This is a genomic window from Pseudomonas sp. UBA4194 (genome assembly GCF_002379585.1).
In the GTDB taxonomy this organism is placed as follows: Bacteria; Pseudomonadota; Gammaproteobacteria; order Pseudomonadales; family Pseudomonadaceae; genus Aquipseudomonas.
Genome location: NZ_DFUE01000088.1, coordinates 27020 through 41676, shown reverse-complemented (window position 1 = coordinate 41676; position 14657 = coordinate 27020). Strand labels below are relative to the sequence as shown.

General features: G+C 63.1%; 8 protein-coding genes and 3 tRNA genes. 3 read left to right on the top strand and 8 right to left on the bottom strand.

Going from position 1 to position 14657, the window contains the following annotated elements:
• Positions 1-142 precede the first annotated feature (142 nt).
• Positions 143-1150, bottom strand: a complete 1008-nt coding sequence (locus B3397_RS21745; protein WP_296253981.1) for an alpha/beta fold hydrolase — start codon at positions 1148-1150, stop codon at positions 143-145.
• 191 nt (positions 1151-1341) lie between these two features.
• On the opposite strand from B3397_RS21745, the gene B3397_RS21740 reads away from it, so the two are divergent.
• Positions 1342-6651, top strand: a complete 5310-nt coding sequence (locus B3397_RS21740) for a dermonecrotic toxin domain-containing protein (RefSeq protein WP_296253978.1) — start codon at positions 1342-1344, stop codon at positions 6649-6651.
• A 51-nt stretch (positions 6652-6702) separates the two neighbouring features.
• On the opposite strand, the gene metE is transcribed toward B3397_RS21740, so the two are convergent.
• A complete protein-coding gene (gene metE, locus B3397_RS21735; RefSeq protein ID WP_296253976.1) occupies positions 6703-9015 on the bottom strand; it encodes a 5-methyltetrahydropteroyltriglutamate--homocysteine S-methyltransferase in 2313 nt (770 codons plus the stop codon).
• Between the two features lie 105 nt (positions 9016-9120).
• On the opposite strand from metE, the gene metR reads away from it, so the two are divergent.
• A complete protein-coding gene (metR, locus tag B3397_RS21730; RefSeq protein ID WP_296253974.1) occupies positions 9121-10038 on the top strand; it encodes a transcriptional regulator MetR in 918 nt (305 codons plus the stop codon).
• A gap of 141 nt (positions 10039-10179) precedes the next feature.
• Here metR and mgtE read toward each other — a convergent pair whose 3' ends face one another.
• Positions 10180-11628 (bottom strand): magnesium transporter, encoded by a 1449-nt coding sequence (mgtE, locus tag B3397_RS21725; RefSeq protein WP_296253972.1) that lies wholly within the window; start codon positions 11626-11628, stop codon positions 10180-10182.
• Positions 11629-12083: 455 nt separating this feature from the next.
• Between mgtE and B3397_RS21720 the strand changes: the two genes are divergently transcribed.
• Positions 12084-12473 (top strand): hypothetical protein, encoded by a 390-nt coding sequence (locus tag B3397_RS21720; protein ID WP_296253969.1) that lies wholly within the window; start codon positions 12084-12086, stop codon positions 12471-12473.
• A gap of 20 nt (positions 12474-12493) precedes the next feature.
• Here the strand turns inward: B3397_RS21720 and B3397_RS21715 are convergent.
• From B3397_RS21715 to B3397_RS21695, 5 genes are all read right to left on the bottom strand, one after another.
• A tRNA-Arg gene (locus B3397_RS21715) sits at positions 12494-12570 on the bottom strand.
• A 74-nt stretch (positions 12571-12644) separates the two neighbouring features.
• A tRNA-Arg gene (locus tag B3397_RS21710) sits at positions 12645-12721 on the bottom strand.
• 106 nt (positions 12722-12827) lie between these two features.
• Positions 12828-12918, bottom strand: a tRNA-Ser gene (locus tag B3397_RS21705).
• 62 nt (positions 12919-12980) lie between these two features.
• Positions 12981-13169 (bottom strand): carbon storage regulator CsrA, encoded by a 189-nt coding sequence (gene csrA, locus B3397_RS21700; protein ID WP_003178872.1) that lies wholly within the window; start codon positions 13167-13169, stop codon positions 12981-12983.
• A 171-nt stretch (positions 13170-13340) separates the two neighbouring features.
• Complete coding sequence (locus tag B3397_RS21695; RefSeq protein ID WP_296253930.1) at positions 13341-14573, bottom strand: aspartate kinase; 1233 nt, start codon at positions 14571-14573, stop codon at positions 13341-13343.
• Between the last annotated feature and the right edge of the window lie 84 nt (positions 14574-14657).

Here is a 14657-nt window from a genome sequence, read left to right as displayed (position 1 = left end):
GGAATCCAGCTCCCACAGGGGCTCTGGGTGAGGCCATGAATCCAGCTCCCACAGGGGATCTGTGTCAGAGACAGAACTCCAGCCCAGTGGAGATCCTGTGTGGGAGCGGGTTCTACCCGCGATGGGGCCAGCCCTGACACCGCTACAACCCCGCCAACACCCCATCGCGCTGGCGCTGCTGCGTCAGATACGGCAACACCGCGCCCAGCAGCGGTGCCTTGAAGGCCTCCTGGAAACGATGGGCCAACCCGGGAATCAACTTCAACTGGCTGCCTTGTATATGCGCCGCCAGATGCACCCCGTGCATCACCGGCAACAACGGGTCCGCGGTGCCATGCACCACCAGCGTCGGCACCCGCAGCCTGTTCAACAGCTCCACCCGGCTCGGCTCGGCCAGTATCGCCAGAATCTGCCGCTGCACGCCGTCTGGATTGAACGCCCGGTCATAGGAAATCTGCGCCTCGCGCAACAACTGCGCGCGGTCGTCCTGCACCTGCGGGCTGCCCAGGGCTGCCAGCAGATCCGCCTGTTGCTCCAACGCCACCTCGCGATTCGGCGCGCTGCGCTTGGCCAGCAACTGCAGCAGCGCCGGGCGCGGTTCCGGCAAGCCAGGGGCACCGGAGCTGGACATGATCAGGGTCAGGCTCTGCACCCGGACCGGCGCGCGGTCGGCCAGATGCTGGGCGATCATGCCGCCCATGCTGACGCCCAGCACGTGAAACCGGCGCACCTGCAGAACGTCCATCAGCCCCAGGCCATCCTCGGCCATGTCCGTCAGGCTGTAGGGCGCCGACACCGGCAGCCCCAGCTTGTAGCGCAGCACCTCGAAGGTCAGGTTGACACCCTGGGGTGCCTGCGCCCAAACGGACAGGCCGACGTCGCGATTGTCGTAGCGAATCACCCGAAAGCCGCGCTGGCACAACGCCGAGACCACCTCATCGGGCCAGTGAATCAACTGCCCGCCCAGCCCCATCACCAGCAACAAGGCCGGATCCTGCTCGCGCCCGATGCTCTGGTACGCCAGATTCACCTCGGCCAATTGGGCATGCTGGACTGGCACATCGACGGAACAACGAGAAGCCGCAAGCACAGACTGGCCGCACCAGAGCGCGGCCAGGAACAGAAATAAACGCATGAATGACACCAGCATACAGATCCCCAGTAGAGCGCGAGTCTGATGAAGTTCTGTCGCGGGCGCTGCCACAGTTGCGTGACAGTTTGATGAACGGTGCCGAGCGGTCAGGTGGTACCGGGCTAGGGCACGGCCGCGAGCGGTGCCCGCTGTAATGCCGCCTCGCGGACGGCTTTGTGCAGTCCGCCAGCCCGACCAAGGAGTGCCCCATGCACGATGCCCTCGATGATTTCATCCACACCACCCAACGTTCCAATCCCGCCTCGGTGTCGCCGACGCCCGAGCGACTCGATGCCAGCCTGCAATTGACGGCCACCACTGAGCTGGCAGCGGTCCGGCACACGGCCGGGCAGCTGTTGGCGGCAGCACCTGGCTTGTTGCAGATGCGGCAACTGGCACCGGCTCCCGACAATGTCGCCGACGCCTTCAAGCAACGCTGGATCGACTACTGGAACGAACGGGCAGCCGCCACCGCCCTGTCGCACCGCGAACACTTCGCCGACCAGTATGCTCGGCACCTGCAAGCCTGCGCGCAGTTGGCCTACGCCACCGGTCGACTCAGTGCCGTGCAACTGAAGCCAGTGTGGCGGTTGTTCGAATCGCCGCTGGGCCCCCATCGACTCGGCAGCCACACCCTCTACGTGGAGAGCCTGGCGCTGGCCTTGACCGACGGCAAACGCGCCCGCCTGCCGGGTGCGCTGCTGTTCACCCTGGACGGCGAGGCGCCCACCGAGCAATTGCTGTATGTGCCGGGCGAACACCCTGCCCTGCGCCATTTCACCAGCCGCGCCGACCTGGAGGGCACCCTGTCCGGTCAAATCGCGCGGCTGTGGCCCGGCATCGAACACCCCAGCGACATCCGCTTGCACTACGAGGTCAAGGACGACCCGCTGGACAGCGCGCCGCGGCAATTGCTCAGCCATTGCCGTGTGGCGGTGCTCGAAGCGCTGGGCGCCGAGCCCAGCGAGCACGACGACCACCTCGATACCGAATTGCGCCAGCAACACCTTCAACTGCTGAATGAGCAACACGTCGTCAGCGTTGACAGCGGGCCTGAAAGCCTCGCGCCGATCACCTTCGGCCAACTGCACGCCGATATCGCCCTGGAGCAGCGCGCGGCTGAAGTGATGCGCCAGCGTCGGGCCATGGAGCAATGGCTGGGGGCTGACTATGCCGGCGATGCCGAGCACCCGAGATGGCGAAGCCTGAGCGGGCTGCTGCAGAGCCTGAACCAGGCCCGTCTCGCCGCTCAAGCGTCTCTGGATGACCTGCTCGCGATCGACGCCGGGCAGTCGCTGACTGAGCTGCGCACCCAGCCAAACGCCCATTACAGCGCCCTGCAAGCCGCCCATGTCGCAGCGCTGCGGGCTGAAACCGAGATTCAGCACAGCCTGGGACAACTCGAAGCCGACGACGCGGCACTGCTGCGCGCGGTACTGGACCCTGACCCGCAAAACGTCGACACCCTGGTGGCCGGTTTGAGCCTGGCGTACCACCAACGGCTGCCGACCGGCGAATCAACCCGTAGCGATACGCTGGGCGGCTGGCTGTTGATCTGTCGGCCCGCGGCCATCGACGCCGACGCGCCCAGCGGCGCCGTGCTGCTCTACAGCCTGGGCATCCAGGGTGGATTGCACCGCTTCGCTTCGCTGGCAGACTTGAAAACCTGGCTGCTGGACCTGGCCGAGCACGATGACGATGTCCGCCTGAGCATCAAGCAGCAGGCTGCGCAGGCCATCGGGCACAGCCTGGAGCAACTGTTGCTCGGCTGCGAGACCCGCGCCGCAGCCCTGCTCGAGCGCTATCCGGGCGAGCAGCACAAGCGCCGTCGAAGCGCCGAGCTCGAACGCCTGCGCGAGGACACCCTGGCGCAGTTGCATGTACCGATACCCGCCGCACGAACGCTGGCCTATGCGCAGTTGCTCGAACAGAACCAGACCAGCGCGCTGAGTCAGCGCCAACCGTCATGGCTGCTGCACTTGGACGACACTCAACGGGGTCGTTACAAAGCGTTGTACCAAGCCTATATCAGCGCCATGCAACGCTCGGCGCAGGTGCTTGCCCGCCACCTGCCTGCCCGCGCCGCCTACGCGCGCGCCCAGGTGCAGGCTCGACTGAGCAAGGACTTCACGCTCCACGAGCCGTATCAGATCAGCCTCGATCTGCCTGCACGCATGGAGCAGCGCAAGGAACTGGTCACCGGTTCCGGCAGCCCTGGCACGCCGTTCAAGCTGATCAAGGTCCCCAGCGCAGAACGTGAGGTCATCAGCCTGGAAGAACTGGCCCTGGGCAACGTCGACCCCGACATGGCCGAGCGCCTGGGACATATGAGCGTGCAGATCCGTGGTGGCCAGACGGCAAACCACGAACGGCTTCAGCAAGGCCTCAGCAAACCCTATCTGAGCCGGCTGGTGAGCGAGTTGGACCTGGCTGCGGACTATGAGCGGAAGATTCGCGCCAGCTTCCTGGGCACGCCGGACGAAGCAGGCTTCACGTTCGCCTTTCGCCGCGAAAGCCTGCTGGAGCCGATCCGTTTGATGCTGCAATTGCAGGTTATCCAGGCGCGCCACGAAGACCCGTTCGAGCAGGCCGCGTACGACATCGTGCAGACCGCCATCGATGCCGATTCGAGCGCAGCCTGGCAACCCGAGGGCCGCCGAATCCAACTCAAGCCCGTGGCCCTGAAGCCGCTTGGCGCCCACGGTGTCGCCAGCACCTTGGCCGGCATCACCCTGATCCACGAGCAGGTCAGCGCCACGACCTTCCTCTACATCCCCGACAGCCCCGATCATCGCAGCTTGCGCCGGTACGACAGCCAGGCCCTGGCCATGGACGGGCTGGGCCAACTGCTGAACAACGAAAAGATGCTCGCTCACATCGCCGAGCGCGCCTTGCTCGGCGATACGACGGTGCACCAGGCACGGCTGCGCGAAGCCCGGCTGCGTGACTTCGATCCCTTTGAGGTGGGGACGCCCTGGCCGGCTACCACCTCACTGGCCAACCACCTGCTGAACACGCACATGGGCCGCCTTATTGAAGCCCATCGCCTGACCGCCCGTTCCAACGACCACCTGTTCCTGGAACGATTCGCGCTCGACAGCGGCCAGGTCTTCAACTACGTGCGCATGGCCCTGGGCATGCTGCCGTTCGTGGGCTCGGCGGTGGCCCTGTATGACGCCTGGGACAGCGCCAACAAGGCGGTGGCGGCGTTTCGACAGGCCGATGTCGGTAACGGCCTGGACGACCTGCAGCAGGTGCTGCAATGCCTGATCGATGCCACCATGGACGTACTGCCGGGCAACGTCGTCCGGGGCAGCGGCGCGATCCGGCGCCTGACCGGCCAGCGTCAGGCCCGCCAATTGCGCCACACGCCCGGCGCCTTGCGCTCACTCACACCCGCCAGGACCAAGGCCGTACGGGCCGACGCCTTCGCCGGCTACGAGCATGCTGGCGTGGTGGACCTATGGGGTCGACAAGCCGGACGCTATGGCCTCTACCGGCATGTCTACAGCTTGCCCGAAGGGCATTTCATCATGCGTCAGGGGCGCGCCTACAAGGTCGAACTGCAAGGCGAGCCGCCGCTCTGGTATCTCAGCGCCACGGCCCGCAAACAGGTCAGGCAGGCGATCACCCTGGACGAAGCCGATCAGTGGAATACCCATTTTGCGGTGTACGGCCGCGCTCACAATGGCGGCCTGGCCGGGGGCGGCAATACCCTGGGGCATCTGCTCGACAGCGCAGAACCTCATTGGCCGCAAGCCATACGCCAATACCTGCCGCGCTGGCTGATCGATCGGGTGGTGCATCGCCGGGAGGCGCTGAAAAGTCGCATCGATACCGCCATCGAAGCCCTCAATCACCGCAACCTGGCCAGCGCCGAGATTCTCGAGCGCTACCGCAGCAGTGGTACCGGTCGGGAAGCCGCCGAAGCCGTGTGCGAGCGCGATGTCCGTGAGGGTCAGGCGCTGTACGCCGACCTGCAACGCCAGGCACCGTACCTGGACAGACGCAACAAGGCGCGCAACCTGGAACAGCAAGGCCAGGTCGCCGAGACCGTGTGCAAGCGCTTGATCGAGCAGATCGAGCATCTGGAGATGCGCTACAACGCCTTGCAGGAGCAGATCCGCTCGAACATCGCGCCGGGCACCTTTGTGGCCTATAGCGCACGACAGTTGCAGCAACGCCAGGCCAACTATCGGCAAAGCCTGGCATTGCTCGATGAGATAGACCCCTTGGTCGAATTGGCCGGCAGTTGGAACCAGAGAATGATCGGTAGCGAACAGAAGGCCATCACCGCACTGCTCGCCAGGGTCAGGAAAGTCTCGCAGCGGGACATTTTCCAGGCCAGCCTGGTGTCGCTCCTGCTGCACGCGGCGTCACCGCTGGACGACATTCCCGGCTTGTTCCACCTGCGCGAGATGTGCGAAAGCCTGACCCCCTTTCACAATGCCTTGCAGAGCCAGAAAACCATCGGCGAGGTCCAGGCCTCGGTGGCTCAGCTCAAACAGGTGCTGGAGTCGACCATCGCCAGCTATCGGCACTACAAGCGGCAGTTGGAACTGTTGTCACGGCTGCGCCCGGAGTACTTCGATGCCCAGTTGCTGCCGCGCATGGCCCAGACCCTGGACGCGTTGATCGCCAAGGCGCGTCAGTCCATCGCCGGGCTCAAGGCCGGCAGCGCCGCGCCGCGCCCGCGAGGGGACGGACCATCGCGCAGGCGTGTGTTCGAAACCGCCGATGGTCAGCATCTGATCGGTGAGGAATTCGCCGCGACGCCGCTGTTGCCACGGCGCTTCCGTACCCAGGGGCCCGGTGGGCATTGGGAAGTGTGGGTCGAGGCGCCCGGCAATCGCTGGCGGATGGATGAAGCGCTGCCCGCGCCGGCCGCTTCGCAGCCGAATCTGCAACGACTGATCGAGGAGTCTCGGCAACTGCTGCTCGGCACCGATGCCCAGGTGACGCGCATCGAGGGTTATGCCAGCGTCAGCGCCCAGGACATCGAGGACATGCTCGGCATGCAGGCGCGCCAGTTGGACATGCGCGCCGACGACATTGCTGAGCGCGCAGCCGATTCAAGCGTGGTGCAAGAGCTGCGGGCGCGCGCCAAAGCACTGCGTCAGCGGGGCCGCCTGCAGCATATCCAGACGCGTCTGCGCCGCCAGCAGCCCGAGGCCGGCGACCTGGATTATCTGCTGGAGCAAGGCAGTGTCGAAGTGGTCAAGCAAGGTGGGGTGCGAGAGCTGGACCCGTACCCGGGTGGCGGCAAGGATTTCCTACTGGAATTCGAGGTGCGCGACATTACCGGCGACACGCCCCGCCCGCTCTGGTACGTGCACTTTCATTACCGCACGGACACGCCGACGTTGGACAACTTCGCCAAGGCTCACATCAAGACGGCTGAGCAGCGATACCTGGGCATGAAGTGGCAGCAGGCCCAGAAAGACGGCGCCCCGGCGATTCACCGGGGCGACATCAACAAGGCGATGGTGCACAAGCATTTCCGCAGGCTGTTCGAGTAGCCCACGTCCCGACAGGGCAGCGCACGCCGTTGTGACGTTGCCCTGACGGGCTCAGCGCAATTCGCTGCGCAACCGTCGCGCTGCGGCGACCATGTTCACCAGAGCCGCCTCGGTCTCGGGCCAGGCGCGAGTTTTCAGTCCGCAATCAGGATTGACCCACAGACGCTCGGCGGGAATACGCCGGGCGGCTTTCTCCATCAGCTTGACCATCTCTTCGGTGGCCGGCACGCGTGGCGAATGGATGTCGTATACCCCTGGGCCGATGTCATTCGGGTAATCGAACGCTTCGAAGGCCTCCAGCAACTCCATGTCCGAGCGCGACGTTTCGATGGTGATCACATCGGCATCCATCGCCGCAATTGCCTCGATCACATCATTGAACTCGCTGTAGCACATGTGCGTGTGAATCTGGGTCGCATCCGCCACCCCGCTGGCGCACAGGCGGAACGCCTCGACAGCCCACTCCAGATACCCTTGCCAGTGCGCCCGACGCAGCGGCAGACCCTCGCGGAACGCTGCCTCATCGATCTGCACGATCTTGATGCCGGCCGCCTCCAGGTCCAGCACTTCGTCGCGAATCGCCAGCGCCAGTTGCCGCGCCTGGGTTTCCCGGGACACGTCTTCGCGAGGGAACGACCACATCAGCATGGTCACCGGGCCGGTAAGCATGCCTTTGATGACCTTGTCGGTCTGCTGCTGGGCATAGCGAATCCACTCCACGGTCATGGCCTGCGGCCTGCTCAGATCACCGTAGATCACTGCCGGTTTCACGCAACGCGAGCCATAGCTCTGCACCCAGCCAAACCGGGTGAACAGGTAACCCTCCAACTGTTCGGCGAAATACTCCACCATGTCGTTGCGCTCGGCTTCGCCGTGCACCAGCACATCCAGACCCAGGCGCTCCTGAACCTTCACCGCGTGGCGGATTTCGCTGTGCATGGCATCGGTGTAGTCGTTGGCCGAGAGCTTGCCTTGCTTGTAGGCCTGGCGGGCCAGACGAATGGCCGACGTTTGCGGGAACGAGCCGATGGTGGTGGTCGGGAAGGCCGGCAATTGCAGGCGGGCGCGCTGCACTTCGATGCGTTGGGCGAAGGCCGACTGGCGCTGACTGTCGCGGGCGGTCACCGCCGCCAGCCGTGCCTGCACAGCAGGTTTGTGAATTCGCGATGACTGCCGGCGGCTGGCCTGCACGCGACGGCTTTGCACCAGTGCGTTCTGCACGGCGGCGTCTTGAGGATTGACCAGCGCCTTGCCCAGTACCGCGATCTCTGCGCATTTCTGCACGGCGAACGCCAGCCAACTGTGCAGTTCGGCATCGAGCCTGTCTTCCCGACCCAGATCGACCGGGGTGTGCAGTAACGAACAGGAGGCGGCGATCCACAGGTTGGCACCGAAGCGCTGTTGGGCCTGGTGAAGCAGGGCCAGGGCTTGGTCGAGGTCGCAGCGCCAGACGTTGCGGCCGTTGACTGCGCCCACCGACAGCACCTTGTAGGTGGGCAGTCGATCGAGCACCACTGGCAACTGCTCCGGGGCCCGCACCAGGTCAACGTGCAAGCCCTCCACCGGCAGCCCGACGGCCAGCCCGAGATTGTCTTCGAGGCCACCGAAGTAGGTCGCCACGAGTTTCTTCAGGGGCGAGTACTGGAGGATGTGGTAGGCCCTTTCGAACGCGTTTTTCCAGTCCTGGGGCAGGTCCAGGCACAGGATCGGCTCGTCGATCTGCACCCACTCCACCCCCTGGCGGGCCAGGCGGCCGAGAATCTCTCCGTACACCGGCAGCAACCGTTCGAGCAGGTCGAGCTTGTCGAATTCTTCGCCCTTGGCCTTGCCCAGCCACAGGTAGGTCAGCGGGCCGATGATCACCGGCTTGACCGTGTGACCCAATGCCTGGGCTTCATCGACCTCGTCGAAGAGTTGGTCCCAACTGAGCAGAAAGCGCTGGTCGGCGCTGAATTCGGGGACCAGGTAGTGATAGTTGGTGTCGAACCACTTGGTCAGCTCCTGGGCGTATTGAGCGCCCTGCTGTTCGACCCCGCAGCAACCGTGGGCGGCGCCGCGGGCCATGGCGAACAGGGTGTCCAGCGTGGGCAAGCCCTTGTCGTCGCGGGTGGCGGCGAAGCGCGCGGGCACCACGCCGAAGGCCAGTGAGTGGCTCAGCACCTGGTCGTACCAGGCAAAGTCGCCCACCGGCAGCAGGTCGATGCCGGCATCCTTCTGCACTTGCCAGTGGCGCGCGCGCAGGTCGCGGCCGGTCTGGCGCAGGGCAGTTTGGTCGATATCGCCCTTCCAGTAGGCCTCCAAGGCTTTCTTGAGTTCGCGGTCGGCGCCGATGCGGGGGAAACCGAGGTTGTGGGCCAATGCCATGGAATCTGCTCCTTGTAAAAGATGGCGCCATTGTCGACATCCACAGCAACATGAGACAAACTCAATCTATTCGTGTTGATCACAAGTTCTGCTCATGGAGACCCCGTGCTCGAAATCCGCCATCTGAAAACCCTGCATGCGCTGCGTGAGGCCGATAGCCTGGTCGAGGCTGCGGAGCGGTTGCACCTGACCCAGTCAGCCTTGTCCCATCAGTTCAAGGAACTGGAGGAGCGCCTGGGCATGCAGTTGTTCGTGCGCAAGACCAAGCCGATCCGCTTCACCAGCGCCGGCCTGCGTCTGCTGCAACTGGCGGATGCGGCCATACCGTTGCTGCGCGGTGCCGAGCGCGATATCGCACGCTTGGCCGGCGGTACGGCCGGGCGCCTGCACATGGCGATCGAATGCCACAGCTGCTTTCAGTGGTTGATGCCCACCATCGACCAGTTCCGTGACGCCTGGCCGGAAGTGGAACTGGATCTGGCGTCCGGCTTCGCCTTCGCACCTTTGCCGGCGCTGGCGCGCGGTGATCTGGACCTGGTCGTGACCTCGGACCCGCTGGAGTTGCCGGGCATCACCTATGTGCCACTGTTTACCTACGAAGCGATGCTGGCGGTGGCCAACCAGCATGCGCTGGCGACCAAGGCGTTCATCGTGCCGGACGACCTGGCCAGCGAAACCCTGATCACCTACCCGGTGGAACGCGACCGGCTGGATATCTTCACACGGTTCCTGGAGCCCGCCGACGTGGAGCCTGCGCTGGTGCGCACGTCCGAACTGACAGTGATGATGATGCAACTGGTGGCCAGCGGACGCGGGGTGTGCGGCATGCCGCACTGGGCGCTGCACGAGTACAGCTCCAGAGGCTATGTGAAGGCCAAGCGGCTAGGTGAGAAAGGTCTGTTCGCCACGTTGTACGCGGCGGTGCGCACCGACATGCTGGATGCGCCGTACATGCGCGATTTCCTGCTGACGGCCAAGGATACGTCGTTTTCGACGCTGGACGGGGTGAGCGCGGTGCGCTGAGGATATTGCGGTGTCGGGGCGGGCCTCTCGCGGGCAGAGCCCGCTCCCACAGGGGATCTCCAGTGCGGCAAAGATTCCAGCCACACTGGAGCTCCCGTAGGAGCGGCGTCCAGCCGCGAAGGGGCCAGCACTGCCCCCACCTCACATCAGGAATACGGTCGCCAACCCCAGGAAAATAAAGAACCCGCCGCTGTCCGTCACGGCAGTGATCATCACGCTGGCGCCCATGGCCGGATCGCGGCCGAACTTGGCCAGCGTCATGGGAATGGATACGCCCATGAACGCCGCCAGCAGCAAGTTCAGGGTCATCGCAGCGGTCATCACCACGCCCAGCGACCAGCTGCCATACAGCAGATATGCCACCACCCCGATCACACCGCCCCACACCAGGCCGTTGACCAGGCCGACACCCAGCTCCTTGCGCATCAATCGCTTGGTATTGCCGTTGCCGGGGCTGACCTGATCCAGGGCCATGGCCCGCACGATCATGGTGATGGTCTGGTTGCCGGAGTTCCCGCCGATACCCGCCACAATCGGCATCAGTGCGGCCAACGCCACCAGCTTCTCGATCGAACCCTCGAACAGACCGATGACCCGCGAAGCCATGAACGCGGTAATCAGGTTGATCGCCAGCCACGACCAGCGGTTGCGCAGCGAACGCCAAACCGAGGCGAAGATGTCCTCTTCCTCGCGCAGACCCGCGGTGCGCAACGCTTCGCTTTCACTCTCTTCACGAATCAGGTCGACCATCACGTCGATGGTCAGACGGCCAATCAGCTTGCCGTGCTTGTCCACCACCGGCGCAGAAATCAAGTCATAGCGCTCGAACGCCTGAGCCGCCTCGTAGGCGTCTTCGTCCGGGTGAAAACTGACCGGGTCGTTGGCCATCACTTCGGCCACTTGCTTCTCGGGGTCGTTGACCAGCAAACGCTTGATTGGCAGCACGCCCTTGAGGATGCCGTCGTAGTCGACCACGAACAACTTGTCGGTATGGCCAGGCAATTCCTTCAATCGGCGTAGATAACGCAATACCACTTCCAGGCTGACGTCTTCGCGGATGGTGACCATCTCGAAGTCCATCAGGGCGCCGACCTGTTCCTCATCGTAGCTCAGGGCCGAACGCACACGCTCGCGCTGCTGGGCGTCGAGGGTTTCCATCAGCTCATGGACGACGTCGCGGGGAAGTTCGGAGGCAAGGTCGGCCAGCTCGTCGGCGTCCATCTCCTTGGCGGCCGCGAGGATCTCGTGGTCGTCCATGTCGGCCAGCAGCGTTTCGCGCACCGAGTCGGACACTTCGAGAAGAATGTCGCCGTCGCGTTCGACCTTGACCAACTGCCAGACGGTCAGGCGGTCTTCCAGCGGCAAGGCTTCGAGAATGTAGGCGACGTCGGCGGAGTGCAGGTCATCGAGCTTGCGTTGCAGCTCGACGAGGTTCTGCCGGTGGACCAGATTTTCCACCAGGTTCTGGTGCTGGCCTTCCTGACGGTGAGTCAGTTCTTCGACCACACGCTGGCGCTGCAGCAGATCGACGACCTGAGCCAGGCGATCCTGCAAGCTTTCCTGCGTTTTTTTTGCTTCTACTTCGGACATAGGCGAACTCCACTCCCAGCAGTGGACCCCGCCGGGAGAATCAATCAGTCAATTCTTGATCGGTATACAGCTTTATTGAGTAACTACTGGGTAAGTCCATGGAGATATTCCAAAGCCCCGGCGGGGCTGACGGGCGCAATCATACACAACTTGTACGGATTGATAGTGAAAAAAACAGCTTGAAACAACTGCTTGCGCGAAGAATCTCGGCGGCGGTTGAACACGGGTGCGACGACGCATCCGGCAAACTAAACAGAATTTACATTGAGGGGGATGGGGGTAGCCTGTTCGAGCCTGCGGTGAGCAGGACCGGCCTCATCGCGGGTAGAACCCGCTCCCATAGGGGATCTGCAGTGCTTCTGAGATCTTCATGGGCCCGACCTGCCCCGGTGATCATCTGTGGGAGCGGGTTCTACCCGCGATGAGGCCGGCATGAACACTACAAGGACGGCGCCATGTACACACTCTCTACCACCCTGCTCCTGCTTTTGCTGGCAACCCCAGGCACCGAGGCCGCCGCCGTACAGCGGTGCACCAGCCCCGAAGGTCACATCACTTTTACCCACTCCAACTGCCCAGACAGTCAACCCTGGAGCCGTCACCGGGCGAACAACCCTTCCTCCGGAAAGCAACCCATGGCCCGCCGCCCGGCCGCCCGGGAACTGCCCGTCACCATCGTCGAAGACGGCACGCGCAATAGCCACGCACGCCAACAACCGCCAGCATCGGCACCGGCGAAAAAGAAAAAACGATCGAAGAAGACCAAGAAGTCGAGATACCTCGGCGCGGGCCAGACCCTGGCGCCGAAGAAACTCAAAACGCAGAAAGCAAAAAGCCCGCATTGAATGCGGGCTTTTCACTTGTATGGTGCACTCGACAGGATTCGAACCTGTGACCGCTCGGTTCGTAGCCGAGTACTCTATCCAGCTGAGCTACGAGTGCAGGTGGTATTTGTTGACCAGATTACCACTGGTTGAAGCAGAAGATGCAGACATCACTGAAAACAACTTCTTAAATGGTGCACTCGACAGGATTCGAACCTGTGACCGCTCGGTTCGTAGCCGAGTACTCTATCCAGCTGAGCTACGAGTGCATTTGTTGCCGCGCATTATAGGCCGTCGAATTCTTTTGTAAAGCACTTTTTCTAGTAATTTCAACAACTTACCGAAGAAGCCAAACTCAACGTACTACGCAAATAATGGCGGAGAACGGGGGATTCGAACCCCCGACACCCTTTTGAGGTGTACTCCCTTAGCAGGGGAGCGCCTTCGGCCACTCGGCCAGCTCTCCGCAACACGGGGCGTATATTAACCACCTTTCTCCCCGTTTGCAAACACAAAAATCGATAAAAATTAATGGCTTGGTTCGTCGTCCTTCTCTTTCTTGATCCGCAGGTAGATTTCCTCACGGTGGACGGCCACTTCCTTCGGCGCGTTGACGCCGATACGCACCTGGTTACCTTTGACACCGAGCACTGTGACGGTGATTTCACCATCGCCGATGATCAAGCTTTCCGCGCACCGGCGAGTCAGAATCAGCATACCTTTCTCCTTACGCTTTCATTTCAGGGACAACACAGTCTGCAACAAAGGGCACGAACCCATGGTGGGAAGCCATGGACATAGCCCGAAATCGGCGAGCCCGGCCCATTGCGCCCGACCCGCCGAAAACAAAGAAGGGCGCGGTTAGCCGCGCCCTTCCGTCAACTCCTGTCACTCACCCTGTCGGGCGGCGTCCAGTTCGAAGGCGGTGTGCAGTGCACGCACAGCCAGCTCCAGGTACTTCTCTTCGATGACCACCGACACCTTGATTTCCGAGGTGGAGATCATCTGGATATTGATGCTTTCCTTGGCCAGGGCCTCGAACATGCGGCTCGCAACACCCGCGTGGGAGCGCATGCCGACACCGACGATGGACACCTTGGCGATCTTGGTGTCGCCGACGACCTGACGCGCACCGATTTCACTGGCAGTCTGCTCCAGCACGGCCAGGGCCGCCTGGTAGTCGTTGCGGTGGATCGTGAAGGTGAAATCGGTGGTGTTATCGTGCGAAACATTCTGCACGATCATGTCGACCTCGATGTTCGCCGCACTGATCGGGCCGAGGATCTTGAAGGCCACGCCGGGGGTGTCTGGCACGCCACGGATGGTCAGCTTGGCTTCATCGCGATTGAAAGCGATGCCGGAAATGATCGGCTGTTCCATGGATTCCTCTTCATCAATGGTAATGAGGGTGCCCGGGCCCTCCTGGAAGCTGTGCAGAACGCGCAGCGGGACGTTGTACTTGCCGGCGAATTCCACCGCGCGAATCTGCAGCACCTTGGAGCCCAGGCTGGCCATTTCCAGCATTTCCTCGAAGGTGATCTTGTCCAGACGCTGAGCCTGGGCCACCACGCGCGGGTCGGTGGTGTAGACGCCGTCGACGTCGGTGTAGATCTGGCACTCGTCGGCTTTGAGCGCCGCCGCCAGGGCCACCCCGGTGGTGTCCGAGCCGCCACGGCCCAGGGTAGTGATGTTGCCGTTCTCGTCGACGCCCTGGAAACCGGCGACCACCACCACGCGACCCGCCTTGAGGTCGGCACGGATTTTCTGATCGTCGATCTGCAGGATGCGCGCCTTGTTGTGCGCACTGTCGGTGAGGATGCGAACCTGGTTGCCGGTGTAGGACACCGCTTCCACGCCACGCTTGATCAGGGCCATGGCCAGCAGCGCGATGGTGACCTGCTCCCCGGTGGATACGATCACGTCAAGCTCGCGAGGTACTGGCTGGTCGCTGATCTGCTTGGCCAGCGCAATCAGGCGATTGGTCTCGCCGCTCATGGCCGACAACACAACCACCAGGTCATCGCCGGCTTCGCGGAATTTCTTAACCTTGTCGGCTACCTGCTCGATACGTTCGACAGTGCCGACCGAGGTGCCGCCAAATTTTTGTACGATCAAAGCCATTTCAAAGCCGCCTCAGCCCGTGAAGGGCGCCCATTAAATACAACACCGGGACTCGTCACTAGACTACGAGCCCCAGCGAGGGTT

What these genes read in the sequence shown, in the direction of transcription:
- B3397_RS21745 (WP_296253981.1), bottom strand. Translation starts at nt 1,150, where the DNA reads ATGCTGGTGTCATTCATGCGTTTATTTCTGTTCCTGGCCGCGCTCTGG.
- B3397_RS21740 (WP_296253978.1), top strand. Translation starts at nt 1,342, where the DNA reads ATGCACGATGCCCTCGATGATTTCATCCACACCACCCAACGTTCCAAT.
- metE (WP_296253976.1), bottom strand. Translation starts at nt 9,015, where the DNA reads ATGGCATTGGCCCACAACCTCGGTTTCCCCCGCATCGGCGCCGACCGC.
- mgtE (WP_296253972.1), bottom strand. Translation starts at nt 11,628, where the DNA reads ATGTCCGAAGTAGAAGCAAAAAAAACGCAGGAAAGCTTGCAGGATCGC.
- B3397_RS21720 (WP_296253969.1), top strand. Translation starts at nt 12,084, where the DNA reads ATGTACACACTCTCTACCACCCTGCTCCTGCTTTTGCTGGCAACCCCA.
- csrA (WP_003178872.1), bottom strand. Translation starts at nt 13,169, where the DNA reads ATGCTGATTCTGACTCGCCGGTGCGCGGAAAGCTTGATCATCGGCGAT.
- B3397_RS21695 (WP_296253930.1), bottom strand. Translation starts at nt 14,573, where the DNA reads ATGGCTTTGATCGTACAAAAATTTGGCGGCACCTCGGTCGGCACTGTC.